The 14,143-nt window shown below is 67.4% G+C and carries 13 protein-coding genes, 2 tRNA genes and 1 pseudogene; 13 read left to right on the plus strand and 3 right to left on the minus strand.

Features of this window, described 5'->3' with window-relative positions; translation table 11 throughout:
• From HR086_RS36605 to HR086_RS36650, 10 genes and pseudogenes are all read left to right on the plus strand, one after another.
• The coding region (locus HR086_RS36605; protein ID WP_174467946.1) for a hypothetical protein at positions 1-506 on the plus strand (506 nt) is incomplete at its 5' end.
• A complete protein-coding gene (locus HR086_RS36610) occupies positions 503-1,189 on the plus strand; it encodes a uracil-DNA glycosylase (RefSeq protein ID WP_174467947.1) in 687 nt (228 codons plus the stop codon). The genes HR086_RS36605 and HR086_RS36610, both read left to right, overlap by 4 nt.
• A gap of 96 nt (positions 1,190-1,285) precedes the next feature.
• A tRNA-Val gene (locus HR086_RS36615) sits at positions 1,286-1,357 on the plus strand.
• Between the two features lie 76 nt (positions 1,358-1,433).
• Positions 1,434-3,362, plus strand: a complete 1,929-nt coding sequence (thrS, locus tag HR086_RS36620; RefSeq protein WP_174467948.1) for a threonine--tRNA ligase — start codon at positions 1,434-1,436, stop codon at positions 3,360-3,362.
• A 272-nt stretch (positions 3,363-3,634) separates the two neighbouring features.
• Positions 3,635-3,841, plus strand: a complete 207-nt coding sequence (gene rpmI / locus HR086_RS36625; RefSeq protein ID WP_141640619.1) for a 50S ribosomal protein L35 — start codon at positions 3,635-3,637, stop codon at positions 3,839-3,841.
• Between the two features lie 95 nt (positions 3,842-3,936).
• A complete protein-coding gene (gene rplT / locus HR086_RS36630; protein WP_141640620.1) occupies positions 3,937-4,284 on the plus strand; it encodes a 50S ribosomal protein L20 in 348 nt (115 codons plus the stop codon).
• A 160-nt stretch (positions 4,285-4,444) separates the two neighbouring features.
• Entirely contained in the window at positions 4,445-5,494 is a 1,050-nt protein-coding gene (gene pheS / locus HR086_RS36635) for a phenylalanine--tRNA ligase subunit alpha (protein WP_141640621.1), read from the plus strand.
• A 90-nt stretch (positions 5,495-5,584) separates the two neighbouring features.
• Positions 5,585-7,999 (plus strand): phenylalanine--tRNA ligase subunit beta, encoded by a 2,415-nt coding sequence (pheT, locus tag HR086_RS36640; protein WP_174467949.1) that lies wholly within the window; start codon positions 5,585-5,587, stop codon positions 7,997-7,999.
• A gap of 99 nt (positions 8,000-8,098) precedes the next feature.
• Positions 8,099-8,377 (plus strand): annotated as a pseudogene (locus tag HR086_RS36645) (integration host factor subunit alpha); the annotation flags it as partial.
• A gap of 208 nt (positions 8,378-8,585) precedes the next feature.
• Positions 8,586-8,662: transfer RNA gene (locus HR086_RS36650), tRNA-Pro, on the plus strand.
• A gap of 84 nt (positions 8,663-8,746) precedes the next feature.
• On the opposite strand, the gene HR086_RS36655 is transcribed toward HR086_RS36650, so the two are convergent.
• Positions 8,747-10,852, minus strand: a complete 2,106-nt coding sequence (locus tag HR086_RS36655) for a DEAD/DEAH box helicase (protein ID WP_174467950.1) — start codon at positions 10,850-10,852, stop codon at positions 8,747-8,749.
• 8 nt (positions 10,853-10,860) lie between these two features.
• A complete protein-coding gene (gene brxD, locus HR086_RS36660; RefSeq protein ID WP_174467951.1) occupies positions 10,861-12,180 on the minus strand; it encodes a BREX system ATP-binding protein BrxD in 1,320 nt (439 codons plus the stop codon).
• Between the two features lie 219 nt (positions 12,181-12,399).
• On the opposite strand from brxD, the gene HR086_RS36665 reads away from it, so the two are divergent.
• Genes HR086_RS36665 through HR086_RS48890 form a run of 3 tightly spaced genes read left to right on the plus strand, consistent with a single transcriptional unit; the run spans position 12,400 to position 13,923 of the window.
• Positions 12,400-12,828, plus strand: a complete 429-nt coding sequence (locus HR086_RS36665) for a hypothetical protein (RefSeq protein ID WP_174467952.1) — start codon at positions 12,400-12,402, stop codon at positions 12,826-12,828.
• Complete coding sequence (locus HR086_RS36670) at positions 12,812-13,084, plus strand: hypothetical protein (protein WP_174467953.1); 273 nt, start codon at positions 12,812-12,814, stop codon at positions 13,082-13,084. The genes HR086_RS36665 and HR086_RS36670 overlap by 17 nt, the downstream gene beginning before the upstream one ends.
• Positions 13,081-13,923: a hypothetical protein gene (locus HR086_RS48890; RefSeq protein WP_254626604.1), complete on the plus strand. Its 843-nt coding sequence runs from the start codon at positions 13,081-13,083 to the stop codon at positions 13,921-13,923. Before HR086_RS36670 ends, HR086_RS48890 begins: the two co-directional genes overlap by 4 nt.
• 11 nt (positions 13,924-13,934) lie before the next feature.
• Here HR086_RS48890 and HR086_RS36680 read toward each other — a convergent pair.
• A partial coding sequence (locus HR086_RS36680) for a hypothetical protein (RefSeq protein ID WP_174467954.1) occupies positions 13,935-14,143 on the minus strand: 209 nt, incomplete at its 5' end.

Genomic DNA, 14,143 nt, shown 5'->3' on the forward strand with positions numbered 1-14,143 from the left:
GGCTCTGGGTGGATTCGTCGACGCTCGACGCGTCAGGCTGGCACCACCGGCTGGGGCCCAGGGCCGTGGCGGTGGAGGTCCGTGGGGTGCTCGATGTGGATGTTGCCAGTCGCGTGGCGGACGTGAGGCCCTCGCGGGTGGCGTGGTTTCCCGGGCCCGAGGATGCGAGCCTGGCGGGCTGGGGCGAGTTCGTGCAGCTCCCGGGTGCGAAGCTGCTGGGCCCCATCGCGCTGGGTGGGCGCGACGTGGCTCTCGGCGCGTGGCCCTGGAGGTCTTCGGCTTCGAGGGTCTTGTTGTGGACCGACGCGAAGGGGAGGGCGCTGGGAGGCGCTGTCCGGCGGATCCGCGTGAGGGAGCCCTTGGATGAGGTGACCCTCGTCGCGCTGTTCGTCCAGGAGCCGGCCACGGAGCTGGAGCTTGAAGTGGGCGCGGCCCCGGAGTCCCTGGGTTATGCCCGGGCCTGGGTCGAGCGGCTGGAGGCCGCGGTGAGCGGGAGCGCGCGGTGACGAAGCTGGAGCAACTGCATCAGGAGATTTCGTCGTGCCGGAGCTGTCCCCGGCTGGTGGAGTGGCGCGAGGAAGTCGCCCGGGTGAAGCGCCGCGCGTACCGCGAGTGGACCTACTGGGGGCGGCCGGTGCCGGGCTTCGGAGATCCGCGGGCGAGGCTCGTCATCGTCGGCCTGGCGCCGGCGGCGCATGGGGCCAACCGGACGGGGCGCATGTTCACCGGAGACAGGTCCGGGGACTTCCTTTTCGCGGGACTGCACCGGGCGGGGTTCGCGAACCAGGGGACGAGTGAGCACCGGGAGGACGGGCTTGCGCTGAAGGATGCCTTCATCGTGGCGGCCGCCCGCTGCGCTCCGCCGGACAACAAGCCGCTTCCCGAGGAGCTGGCTCGCTGTGCGCCGTTCCTGGATCGGGAGATGGCCCTGTTGCCCGCCCGGGTGCTGCTCGCCCTGGGGGCCATCGGCTGGAACGCGGCGCTCGCCTCGCTGGAGCGGACCGGAATGAAGTTCGGATCGCCGCGCCCCGCGTTCGGACACGGAGCGGAGCTGGAGCTCCCAAATGGGCGGATCCTCCTGGGCTGCTACCACGTCAGTCAGCAGAACACGCAGACGGGGCGGCTGACGCCGGCCATGTTCGATGTGGTGATGGCGAGGGTCCGAGCGCTGATCGCAGCGAAGGCGTAGGGACGCGCCGGGAAATTGGGAAGATCGGATGCGCAGTCGCGTGTTTGCTTGACAGCTACGGGAGCCCGCTGTTATTCCCCGCGCCACCTCAGCACCGGGTCGTTAGCTCAGCGGTAGAGCACTACCTTGACACGGTAGGGGTCAGTGGTTCGATCCCACTACGACCCAACACAGTTGATGTGATCTCCAGCGGGCGGCACGGCTTTCAAGAGCCCTGCCGCCCGCGGTTTTTCCGAGGTATCGCATGTCCGACATGATCACGGTCACCCTCCCCGACGGCAGTCAGAAGCAGGCCGCCCGGGGGACCACCATCGCGGACTTCGTTCGGGAGAGCATCGGTGCCGGCCTGGCGAAGGCCGCGCTGTTCGCTCGGGTGAACGGTCAGGACATGGACCTGGCCCGGAGGCTCGACGAGGACGCGAAGCTGCAGATCTTCACGCCCAAGAGCCCGGAGTCCCTGGAACTCATCCGGCACGACGCGGCCCACGTGGTGGCCAGCGCCGTCCAGAAGCTCTTCCCCGGCACGCAGGTGACCATCGGTCCCGCGACGGAGGAGGGCTTCTACTACGACTTCTTCCGCGAGAAGCCGTTCACGCCCGACGACCTGGAGAAGATCGAGGCCGAGGCGAACGCCGAGCTGAAGCGGGACCTCACGTTCGTCCGGACCGAAATCTCCATGGACGACGCCATTCGCCTCTTCGAGGAGAAGGGCGAGAAGTTCAAGGTGGAGATCGTCAAGGACATCGCCGCGCGCGGCGCCAAGACGCTCACCCTCTACACCCATGGCGACTGGGTGGACTTCTGCCTGGGGCCCCACGCCCCGAGCACCGGGAAGATCGGCGTCATCAAGATCCTCTCGTCCAGCGGAGCGTACTGGCGCGGTGACCACCGCAACCCGATGCTCCAGCGCGTCTACGGCACGGCCTTCTTCGACAAGAAGGCGATGCAGGAGTACCTGACGCGCATCGAGGAGTCGAAGAAGCGCGACCACCGCAAGCTGGGCAAGGAGCTGGACCTCTTCCACTTCCACCCGTACGCGCCCGGCGCCGCCTTCTGGACCCCGAAGGGCACGACGTTCTACCAGACGCTCTCCGACTGGATGCGCCGGCTCACGGCGAATGACGGCTACGTGGAGATCAAGACGCCCCTGATGTTCAACAAGGGCCTCTGGGAGACGAGCGGCCACTGGGGCAAGTACAAGGAGAACATGTTCCTCGTGCTCGACAGTGAGTCGGGTGAGCATGACTTCTCGCTCAAGCCGATGAACTGCCCGTCGCACCACCTGTTCTACGGCTTCAAGAAGCACAGCTACCGCGACCTGCCGCTGCGCCTGCACACCCAGGACGTGCTGCACCGCAACGAGGCGGCGGGCTCGCTCGGCGGCCTCACCCGGGTGCGCCAGTTCGCGCAGGACGACGCGCACATCTACTGCACGGAGGCGCAGATCACCGACGAGGTGAAGCGCTTCGTGAAGCTGCTGGACCACGTCTACAAGGCGGTGGGCCTGACGTACGCGGTGAAGCTGTCCACGCGTCCGGAGCAGCGACTGGGGGATGACTCCCTGTGGGATCGCGCTGAGGCGGGCCTGAAGACGGCGCTCGAGTCGCTGGGCCTGGAGTACGAGCTGGCCCCGGGCGACGGCGCCTTCTACGGCCCGAAGATCGACTTCACGGTGTCCGACAGCATCGGGCGCCGCTGGCAGCTGGGCACCATGCAGCTGGACTACCTGGCCCCGGAGCGCTTCGACCTGTCCTACGTGGGCGAGGACAACGCGCTCCACCGGCCCGTCGTGCTCCACCGCGCCATCTTCGGCTCCTTCGAGCGCTTCACCGCCATCCTCATCGAGCACTTCGCGGGGGCCTTCCCGGCGTGGCTGTCGCCCATCCAGGCGGTCATCGTCGTCGTGGCGGACCGGCAGGCGGACTACGCGCGCAAGGTGCGCGACACGCTGCGGGCCAAGGGCTTCCGGGTGGACTTCGACGACCGAGGCATGTCCCTCAACGCGAAGATCCGCGAGGCGCAGCTCCAGAAGATTCCGTTCACCCTCGTGGTGGGCGACAACGAGGTCGCCGCGGAGGGCGTGGCGCCCCGCCGGTACGGGGGCGAGGACCTCAAGAGCATGAAGCTTGCGGACTTCGAGGCCCTGTTGGCCAAGGAGACCGCCCTGCCGTAGGCCGTTGGACGGGGTGGTCCGTGCATTGCGGACAGGTCTTGACTCCCCGTCATGCCCAAGTATCTTGGGGCACTTTTGTAGGAATCGTCGCACCCAGCCCGAAAGGGCAGGGGGCGCGGGGACGGTAGGTCGACGGCTTGGCGTGCGGTCGGCGGTAGCCATTCCAGTTGAAAAGAAATAGTGGTAGAGGCTGCCGGCTCCCGCCGTGGCCTTGGGTGAAAACGCCAGAGGCCGTGACGCTGACGGCACGCTGTAAGGAAGGAATCAGGACGATGCCGAAGTTGAAGACCCGCAGTGGCGCGAAGAAGCGCTTCCAGGTGAAGAAGAGCGGCAAGGTCAAGCACGGCAAGGCCTACGGCAAGCACCTCTTCACTCACGCCAAGACGCCGAAGCAGAAGCGCGGCAACCGCGGCACCAGCCATCTTCGCGACATGGATGCGAAGAAGGTCATCAAGGAAATGTTCCCCTACGGGGCCTGAGCCACGGCTCGGCAACCTCGTGGCCCTTGGCGGAGCGGCGTGAAGCCGGCACCGCGCGGGGGCTGACAACCTACGCAGTCCGGAGTGAGTGAAACATGCGCGTCAAGAAGGGTGTAAAGGCTCGTCGCCGTCGCAATAAGATTTTGAAGCTGGCCAAGGGTTTCCGCGGCCGCCGGAAGAACTGCTTCCGCCGGGCGAACCAGGCGGTTGAGCGCGCCCTGGACTACGCCAGCCGCGACCGCATGCAGCGCAAGCGGGACTTCCGTCGCCTGTGGATCGTCCGCATCAATGCGGCGGCCCGCACGGTCGGCCTGTCCTACTCGAAGCTGATCGCCGGCCTGGCGAAGGCGAAGATCAGCCTGGACCGCAAGGTGCTGTCGGACATGGCCATCGCGGACCCCTCGGGCTTCGCGGCCATCGCCAACATCGCGAAGGCGGCCTGATTCACGCCGGTCCTCCCTGAGGGCCAGCGACAGAGCGGGTGAGGTGGCCTTCACGGGCCGCCCGCCTGCGTGAGTAAACGGGCTGCCTCTCCAGGGCGGCCCTTTTTTTTGCCCCGATGGGCCATGCGTCCAGGGGCCGTGCAACGGAGGCGACAAGGCCATGCGGGACAGGTTGCAGGCGTTGGCGGAGGCCGCTCGGCGGGAGATCGCGGGGGCGTCCGAGTTGCCCGCGGTGGAAGCGCTTCGGGTCCGTTACCTGGGCAAGAAGGGCGAGCTGTCCGGAGTCCTCGGCGGCATGGGCAAGCTGCCCCCCGAGGAGCGACGGGCGCTGGGTGAGGTGGCCAACATCGTCAAGGCGGAGCTGGAGAAGCTGCTCGCCGAGGCCACGCAGCGCGCGGAAGACGCCGCGCTGGAGGCCCAGCTCCAGGGGCCCGGGCTGGACGTGACGTTGCCCGGTCGCGCGGTGGCGCCGGGGAGCCGGCACCCGGTGTCGAGGACGATGGAGGACATCGTCCGGACGTTCTCCCGGCTTGGCTTCGACGTGGCCGCGGGCCCCGAAATCGAGCTGGACTACTTCAACTTCGAGGCGCTGAACCTCCCGAAGGACCACCCCGCGCGGGACATGCAGGACACGTTCTACGTGGACGAGCCGTCACTGGGGCACGCGAAGAAGGCGGACAGCTCCGTGCTGCTGCGCACGCACACGTCGCCGGTGCAGGTGCGGTACATGCTGCAGCGCAAGCCGCCCATCCGCGCGGTGATGCCGGGGCGGGTGTACCGCCGCGACTCGGACATCACCCACACGCCGATGTTCCACCAGGTGGAAGGCCTGCTGGTGGACAAGGACGTGACGTTCGCCGAGCTGAAGGGCTCGCTGGACGCGTTCGTGAAGGCGTTCTTCGGCTCGGACACGCGCACGCGTTTCCGCCCGTCGTTCTTCCCCTTCACCGAGCCGTCGGCGGAGGTGGACATCTCCTGCACCTCGTGTGGCGGCAAGGGCTGCCGCGTGTGCAAGCAGACGGGCTGGCTGGAGGTGCTGGGCAGCGGGATGGTGCACCCCAACGTGTTCACCTCCGCGGGGTATGACCCGGGCGAGGTGACGGGCTACGCGTTCGGCATGGGCGTGGAGCGCATCGCCATGCTGCGCTACCGCATCGACGACCTGCGGATGATGTTCGAGAACGACGCTCGGTTTCTCGAGCAGTTCTGAGTCCTTCGGGCGCGGCCGCCCGAGCCTCCCGCCTGGCGGGGTGGCGTGGTCGCGCTCCTGTCTTCGTCCCGAGAGCAAGAGGGTGGACCTGTGAAGATTTCGGTGAAGTGGCTTGGCGACTACGTGGCGCTGCCGCCGTCGGTGGACGAGCTGGCGCGCAAGTTGACCGCCGCGGGCCTGGAGATCGAAGGCCTGGAGCGTCCGGGGGATGGGCTCCGAGGCGTGGTGGTGGCGCAGATCAAGGAGTCCGTGCAGCACCCCAACGCGGACAAGCTCTCCGTCACTCAGATTGACGCCGGGGGCGGCGCGCTGGTGCAGGTGGTGTGCGGCGCGAAGAACTACAAGGTCGGCGACAAGGTTCCGCTGGCCACGGTGGGCACGAAGCTGCCCAACGGGATGGAGATCAAGCAGGCCGCGCTGCGAGGCGTGGACAGCTCCGGCATGCTCTGCTCCTCGAAGGAGCTGGGGCTGAGCGAGGAGTCCAATGGCCTGCTCATCCTGTCGCCCGACTTGAAGCCGGGCACGCCCATCGCGGAGGCGCTGGGGCTGGATGACGTGGTCCTGGAGGTCAACGTCACGCCGAACCGGCCGGACGCGCTGAGCCACCTGGGCGTGGCGCGCGAGGTGAGCGTGGTGACGGGGGCGGCATTGAAGGTGCCCCAGCCGAAGCTGACGGAGTCTGGGACGCCCGCGTCCCAGAGCGCGAAGGTCCGCGTGGAGGACTCGGTGCGCTGCCCGCGCTACGGGGCGCGAGTGGTGGAGAACGTCACCATCAAGCCGTCGCCGCAGTGGATGCAGGACCGGCTGAAGGCGTGTGGCGTGCGGGCCATCAACAACGTGGTGGACATCACCAACTACGTCAATCTCGAGTTCGGGCAGCCGCTGCACGCGTTCGACCTGGACAAGCTCGCGGGGCAGGAGATTGTCGTCCGCGGGGCGAAGAAGGGCGAGAAGCTCACGACCCTGGACGGCAAGGAGCGGACGCTGGACCAGGAAGAGCTGGTCATCTGTGACCGGGACCGGCCGCAGGCGCTCGCGGGCGTCATGGGTGGCGGGGACAGCGAGGTGACGGAGAAGACGACGCGCCTGTTGCTGGAGGCTGCGAACTTCCTGGGCTCGGGCGTGCGCCGGGCGGCGAAGCGTCATGCGCTGCACACCGAGGCGTCCCATCGCTTCGAGCGTGGGGCGGACCTGGACGCGGTGGTTCCCGCCATCGAGCGGGCGGCGCAGCTGCTCGTCGAACTCGCGGGCGGCACGGTGGCGCCGGGGTTGATCGACATCTATCCGGCCGAGAAGCCGCCGCGTCAGGTGACGCTGCGCTTCGCCCGGGTGGAGAAGGTGCTGGGCGTGGCGGTGCCCGAGGCGGAGGTGCGGCGCATCCTGGAGGCGCTCGGCTTCCAGAAGCTGGCGGAGAGCGCGGGGCAGGCGACGTACTCGGTGCCTCGGGCGCGCGTGGACGTGGAGCGCGAGGAGGATCTGCTGGAGGAGGTCGCTCGCGTCTTCGGCTACGACAACATCCCGGCGAAGCTGCCGCGCGGGCTCGCCTCACTGGCGCCCGAGCCGGCGCACTCCGAGGCGGAGCGTCGCCTGCGGCAGGCGATGTCGGGTGCGGGGTTGGACGAGGTGGTGAACTACTCGTTCGTCGCGCCCAAGAGCCTGGAGGTCCTGGGCCTGAAGGAGCAGCCGGTGGCGCTGCTCAACCCGCTGAGTGTCGAGCAGTCGGTGATGCGCACCAGCCTGCTCCCCGGGCTGCTGGAGAACCTGTCGCGCAGTGTCCGGCACCAGGTGGAGTCGGTGTGCCTCTACGAGACGGGCCGCGCCTACTTCCGGGACTCGGAGGGCGGGCAGGGGACCCGGCCGGCGGCGCGCGAAGTGAACCGCGTGGCGGGCCTGGTGTGGGGCCTGCGAGGTGGCGGCCGGAGCTGGACGCAGAAGGATGCCCGGGCGGACTTCTACGATGCCAAGGGCGCGGTGGAGGCGGTGCTCGGGGCGCTGCGTGTGGACGGCGTCACCTGGTCGCTTGGCGGGCCTGCGGCGTACCACCCGCGTGCCAGCGCGGAGGTGAAGTTGGCGGACGGCACGGTGCTGGGCCATGTAGGGGAGCTGCACCCTCGCGTGGTGAAATCGCTGGGCCTGCCCGAGGGAGTGTTCGTGTTCGAACTGGACACGGAGCCGCTGTACTCGGCGGCTAGGCTGGTGCCCGAGTACCACTCGCTGCCCAGGTTCCCCGCGGTGCTCCGCGACCTGGCGGTGGTGGTGCCGGTGGAGCTGGCGAACGACTCGGTGCGGAAGGTGATCCTGGAAGTGGGCCGTCCGCTGGTGGAGGACGCGCTGGTGTTCGACGTGTACACGGGCAAGCCGATTCCCGAGGGGAAGAAGAACCTGGCGTACGCGCTGCGCTACCGCTCGGCGGAGCGGACGTTGACCGACGTGGAAGTCACGGAGGCGCACCAGCGCATCATCAGCGAGGTGAACCAGCGCCTGGGTGCCTCGCTGCGTGCCTGAATTCCTGAATGAAGTCAGAGGGTTGACTTGCCTTCGGGAAGGCTGCCACAGTATTTGGGCGTTCACCGTGCTGAGGGTGGGGGCATCCCGAGGATTCGCATGACGAAGGCGGACATCATCGAGGGCGTCTACGAGAAGGTCGGCTTCTCGAAGAAGGAGTCGGCCGAAATCGTGGAGCTCGTGTTCGACACGCTCAAGGAAACGCTGGAGCGCGGCGACAAGATCAAGGTCTCCGGGTTCGGCAACTTCCAGGTGCGCCAGAAGAAGGCGCGCGTGGGTCGCAACCCGCAGACGGGCAAGGAGATTGAAATCTCGGCCCGTCGGGTGCTGACCTTCCGGCCGAGTCAGGTGTTGAAGAGCGCCCTCAACGGGGAGGCCCCGCCGGAAGATCACGCGGAGATCGACGCGCGCGAGGAAGCGGCGGCGGACGCGGCCGAGGCCCGGGGCGAGGACTTCGACGAAGAGGGAATGGAAGATTCAGAAGGGTGAGTTTTCCCACCGCGACCTGCTGCTCCTGCTTGACCTGAGCGTTGTGTAGGGGCATAAGGGCGCACCGTTTCACGACGGCGGCAGCAACAGCGGTTTTCGGGGCGTAGCGCAGCCTGGTAGCGCACTTGCTTGGGGTGCAAGTGGTCGCAGGTTCAAATCCTGTCGCCCCGACCAACTGAAGGCCCTGGAGTTTCCGGTGAAAGCCGGTGACTCCAGGGCCTTCGACTTTGCGGGGTACGTCGTGGCAGCGACTTCCTGTCAGCGAGCGCCGAGAACCTGCCGCGCGCCGTTCAAGTCGAGGAACGCATTGCCCAGCATCTCGGCCACTGCGGCCGGGGGCAGGGCGTCCTGGAATTTGCTCAGCCGGTAGGGAGGGATTCGTGCGGCGATGGCCTGGATGCGGCCGGGCGCGGACCAGAACTCCTCGCGAGCAGCCTCCTCCAGCCCCCGTGCGACCGCCTCGTGTGACGCGCCCGCACCGCTGATTCTCACGAAGAAGTTGTCCGGAACGACCTTCCATCCGTGCGCGAGCTCCAGCGCGTACTTCAAGGTGTGGTTGATGCGCCCTCCGGCGAAGTTCCACCAGAGCGCGTTCCCGTCGTCATCGAGTTGCACTGCGGGCCCCACCCTGCGCAGGAGCGGGCCGAGGTCATCCCTCAGTGCCTGCAAGGCCCGGGTAGCTCCTTCTTCCAGGTAGGGAAGGGGCGCGTCCCCTTGCAGCACAGCCCGGATGCGCTGACACACCTCTCGGCCAAGGAACTGCGGCATGAATCCCCCCCAGGTGGGCTTCTTGCCCGCTGGCGCGGTGCGCACGTGCACCTCCCGGTCCCCGTGGACGACCGAGTCCACCACCCAGGCCCGGCCGCCCAGCAGGAATGAGCTCATGCCCTCCACCAAGCGCTCGACGAAAGCAGGCTCGATGGAGCCAAGCTCTTGCGCGCCCGCGAGCACCCGGTACATCACCGGGCTCGTGAAGACCGCGTACAGCTCGGCGAAGTTCTTCCGCCCGAAGAGCCGCTCGGCCCGGTCCCCCAGCGAGAGCTTGCCGCCGGACTCGAAGAGAAGCTCTGTCGCGACTAGGTGCCGGAGCAGCGCCTCGAACTCAGTGGCGGAGATGCCCTGGAAGTCGGGCACCCGCGACAGCTGCGTCCAGGCGTCCCCGGGGGAGATGGCCCCGAACTGGAGCGAGAGCGCCATGAGTTGCTGCACAAGGACTGCCCAGCAGCGTGACTGCAGGGGAACGGCTTCGACCCAGCCTGTACGCGCCTGCTCGATGAGCGCGACCGCGAGCAACAGCGAGTCCGTTTCCTCGCAGAGGAACGCCATGTTCGCGATTTGTCCCGCGCGGCGCCCCGTCCGGCCCATTCGCTGAAGGAAGGACGACACGGTGGAAGGCGCGTTGGCCTGCAGCACCGCGTCCAGGTCGCCCACGTCAATGCCCAGCTCGAGCGTGGACGTACACACGATGCACGCGTCCCGGCCGTGATGGAACCGCTCCTCCGCGAGCTTCCGCTCCTCGAGTGAGACCGAACTGTGGTGCACGAAGACGTCGGTACCCTGACCCCGCATCCGCTCCGACACGGCCTCCGTGAGCGAGCGCGTCTGACAGAAGAAGAGACTCTTCTTCCCGCGACTCAATGTCGCCCCCGCGCGCGCGATATCCGCCACGCTCCCCGGAAGGGCCACTGAGAGCTTCCGCTGTGTGGGCTGTTTGGGCGGGTCCACCACGGCGCCGTCGCGGTGGGAGGACCCCTTCAACCAGGCGAGGATCTGCTCCGGGTTCCCCACGGTGGCGGACAGGCCCACTCGCTGTACATCTCCGCCCCCCAGCGCCGCCAGCCGCTCGATGACCGACAGCAGGTGCGCCCCCCGGTCCGTCCCGGCAAGCGCATGGACCTCGTCCACGACCACGTACTTGAGCTGCGAGAACAGCGCCTGCACGGGAACACGCGGCGAGATGAGCATCACCTCGAGCGACTCCGGCGTGGTCATCAGGAGTTCGCAGGGCTCCTTGATGAAGGCCCGCTTCGCCCGGTCCGGCGTATCTCCGTGCCACACGAAGCGGCGCAGCCCGACCATCTCGGTGTACGTCCCGAGTCGCTCCTCCTGGTTGTTGAGGAGCGCCTTGATGGGCGCCACGTACAGCGCGCCAACGCCTGAGACGGGCCGCTCCATCAGCTCCGCCAGCAAGGGGAAGATGGAGGCTTCCGTCTTCCCTCCGGCGGTGGGGGCGAGGACGACCGCGTTCTTTCCGTCCAGCAACGCCTGCGCCCCCAGCTCCTGGACTGGCCTGAGCCCGGTGAAGCCGAGTCGGCTGACGATGGCTTCCTGCAGCCGGGGAGGGAACCGGGAGAAGACGCTCATGGGGCCTCTCAGAAGTTCACGACTTCATAGCCCCGGTCCTCGCCCGGCTCTGGCGGGTACTCGGGCCTGCCCTCGCGGAGGCTCGCCTCGGTGTGCGTGAGCGCCGGCTCGATGGGGGGCTTGCCCGGCGCCGGCTGGAAGTCTGGCTCCTGCTCGACGATGTCGAACACGCTCACCAGCCGCCGCAGGAACTGCCGGGGCACCACGCCCACGTCGGCGCGCAGCCCCGCGGAGACCTCCCGCACCAGCGAGTCCAGGTAGTCCGGGCTGACGGTCGTCTCGAAGCGCGTGCGGTCGGTGGTCGGGTACATGGAGCGGAGCTTCATCCCGACCTCCTTCAGCCGCTTCTGGTCGAACGGTTTGAGCGCGAGCTGCGGCTGCTTGAGCGGCGCGAAGCCGTCCACCTGGGTGAACGCGATGCGCTCGTTCAGCGGCTGGAGCCCCTTCACGCCCCGATTCGTGTCGAAGAAGTCGGGCGTGCCCGTGAACACCCAGAGCAGGCCGTGGAAGCCGCTCGCGGCATCGAGGATCTGCCGCATGCCGTTCAGCGACTTCTGCCGCACGTCTGCCTTCATCCGGAGGATGGTCTCTGCCTCGTCGATGACGATGACGAGCCCCGCATAGCCAGCACCCTTCACGATGGCGAGGATGCCCCGCAGGTAAGCGAGCGCGTCGGTGCTCTGGATTTCTCCCTTGATGCCCGCCAGCTTCTTGGCGCCTGCCGCGATGTTTTCGCTTCCGGAAAGCCAGGAGAGCAGGGCGGACGCCTCGGCGAGCTGCCCCTTCTGCTTCAGCTCGAAGATGGTCCGCACCACGCGCACGAAGTCGGCTGGCACCTCGTTCCGCGTCCGGGCGACCAGCTCCTCGTCCAGCTTCGCGAGCACCGAGGCATCGAAGCCGGGGGCGTCCGGGTCCTTCCCCAGGGCGATGAGCGACGCCTCCACGCTGGCGACCCATCGGTCGAGGATGTCCGCGAGCGCTCCCAGGGGACATGCGCTGGTGCTGAGGTTGCCCACCACCTTCCGGTACACGTCATCGAACCGGTGGAAGTGCAGGTCGTTGTCGGAGACGACGACGAAGCTGGTGGCGAAGCCGCGCTCCTGGGCGTCCACCGCCGTCAGCCGGGCCAGGAATGTCTTTCCGCAGCCGTAGCCGCCCCGGAGGAACTTGACCGCGCCTTCGCCAGTTCGGGTGAGGTCCAGCATCCGGTGCAGCTCGCCGCGCTCGCGCTCGATACCCACGGCGAAGGTCTCCAGCCCCCGCTCGGGGACCGTCCCTCCTCGGAGGCACTGGAAGACGTGGTCGGTGTCTCGCTGGCTCAGGGGCATGGTGGGGTCTCCAGTCGGGGCGGCGACGGTTCCTGTCACACTATCGCGGCACGACCTACGCCTTGTCGTCCCGCTCGTCCAGTGGCTCCCGGGCCGTCTCCCGGTAGAAGGGCACGGCCGCCGACCTTCGCGGCACGGGACGTCGGGTGACGGTGGGCCTTATGGTGCAGAAAGCTACGCTGCCCTGGATGGTAGAGAAGCCCTGGAGATGTCACCCACATGAGAAGAACCTCGGTGATACGGAGGGTGATGGCGGTGAGCCTTGCCCTCATGCTCGGTGCCTGCGGTACGACTCCGACGCGCTCCTCGGTGGCCGGGCCTACGGGCCCCCATGACCTGGCCAGGTACGCGCTTGCTTTCGAGCAACGCCCCGATGGGCAGGTAGCGCATGCCTGGATTCCGTTGAAAGACTTCGACCTGACGAAGTTCCAGCACACCTTGAGCACGAGACACCTCCGTCGGAATATCGTGCGCGTGTCCACCTCGGGATTGAATGAGTACTGTGCTGGTCGACATGAGCAGTGCGTGAATGACTGTCTCGCGAGCAGCCGCCCCTTCGTCATTGGTCATCGCAAATACATGGACACAGCCGTGGCGCATCGCCAGAAGTTGGTGGTGTCCGAGCAACTGCATGGAGGCTTTGATTGAGTGCAAGAAGGGACGCGGTGAGTGGGCAGAACAGTACGCGGCCGAGTTCGATGCGATAGACCCTGCCATTGACTGGATCAAGAGGCATCGCACGGAGCTCGTCGTGGGGGCTGTCGTGGTCATTTCCGGTGTGGCTTTCGCCGTGGTGGTCGCTGGCTCAGGGGGAGCGGCACTCGTTCTGGCGCCACTCCTGATCATGGCGGAACGCTCCCCGGCGCTGCCCCTCGACACCCAGCTCGCGGAGGCATGCAGGTGAAAACCTATGAGGCTCTCGCAGAAGCGGCGATTCTCATCGCGGCCCGGCAGCGGACAGCAGGTGTGAAAGGGCGCCCGGAGGAGGAGAAGCTCTGGTTTTATCTGTGCATACTCAGCTACTTCGTCCACGCCACAGGCCAGGTCTATCGATTCGAAGACGCCCTCGCGGGGACGGAGCCCACGGAACAGCGCCACGTCAGCGCACGCCTGAGCGAGCACAAGAATACGCTCGCGCAACCGGCGGTGGAACTGCTGCTCCAGACCCTGAATGAAACGCCTGAGCCTGAACAGAAGCCCATGTTCCTGCTCATCGCCCTCCTCAACTTCATCGCGGAGACGGGACAGATCGAGGAGGCCGAGGACTTCTTCAGCCATCACCTCGACCTCGCCCCCGTGGCTATCGCGCACTTCACCTGCCACGAGGAGGCGGAAGCCTGGCTGAAGGGGAGCGCGGAACCCCCGAGCCCGGCCCGCATCCTCATTGGCGATGAGTATTACCAATTCTGGTATGACAGAGAGGACAATACGCGCGGCATGTATCGCGACTATCCCATCGAGCCGGCGCTGGAGGCACTGACCGCCAGGGGAATTCCCCAACAGCGGCCTTCCTTTGCCACACGCGCGGAGGCAGAGGCGTGGTTGATGAGTCACCCAGCCAATCCCTATTCCTTCGTGGCAATCGCCGGGGAGCACTACTTCGCGGTGCACCACCCACGACTGCGGCGCCACTCTCTCCATCATGTGGCATCCGCCCTGAGTGCATGGGAGGAGCGCAAGAAGGCCGTCGAACGCGAGGCGGCCCTGGAGGCAACCGCCCCGTCAGATGGATCCCGTGAGTAGGGCCGGTCTGGTCAGAGGCGCTGGTAGCGCTTGCCGTCAGCGGTGGTCATCACCTGGACGTCGAAGGTGAGCTTGTCCCGGAACGAGTCGAACCGCGCGGCGAAGGCGCGGGCCTTGCGGGGGTGGCCGAGCAGTTGGACCAACTCCGCCTCGTTCACGCTCCCGAACTGCTGGAGGTGGTCGAACACCTTGCCAGCGTCCGCGTCGCCCAGCTTCTCGC

This window comes from Myxococcus sp. CA039A (assembly GCF_013336645.1).
Taxonomy (GTDB): domain Bacteria; phylum Myxococcota; class Myxococcia; order Myxococcales; family Myxococcaceae; genus Myxococcus; species Myxococcus llanfairpwllgwyngyllgogerychwyrndrobwllllantysiliogogogochensis.

What these genes read in the sequence shown, in the direction of transcription:
- thrS (WP_174467948.1), top strand. Translation starts at nt 1,434, where the DNA reads ATGTCCGACATGATCACGGTCACCCTCCCCGACGGCAGTCAGAAGCAG.
- rpmI (WP_141640619.1), top strand. Translation starts at nt 3,635, where the DNA reads ATGCCGAAGTTGAAGACCCGCAGTGGCGCGAAGAAGCGCTTCCAGGTG.
- rplT (WP_141640620.1), top strand. Translation starts at nt 3,937, where the DNA reads ATGCGCGTCAAGAAGGGTGTAAAGGCTCGTCGCCGTCGCAATAAGATT.
- pheS (WP_141640621.1), top strand. Translation starts at nt 4,445, where the DNA reads ATGCGGGACAGGTTGCAGGCGTTGGCGGAGGCCGCTCGGCGGGAGATC.
- HR086_RS36655 (WP_174467950.1), bottom strand. Translation starts at nt 10,852, where the DNA reads ATGAGCGTCTTCTCCCGGTTCCCTCCCCGGCTGCAGGAAGCCATCGTC.
- brxD (WP_174467951.1), bottom strand. Translation starts at nt 12,180, where the DNA reads ATGCCCCTGAGCCAGCGAGACACCGACCACGTCTTCCAGTGCCTCCGA.
- HR086_RS36665 (WP_174467952.1), top strand. Translation starts at nt 12,400, where the DNA reads ATGAGAAGAACCTCGGTGATACGGAGGGTGATGGCGGTGAGCCTTGCC.
- HR086_RS36670 (WP_174467953.1), top strand. Translation starts at nt 12,812, where the DNA reads ATGGAGGCTTTGATTGAGTGCAAGAAGGGACGCGGTGAGTGGGCAGAA.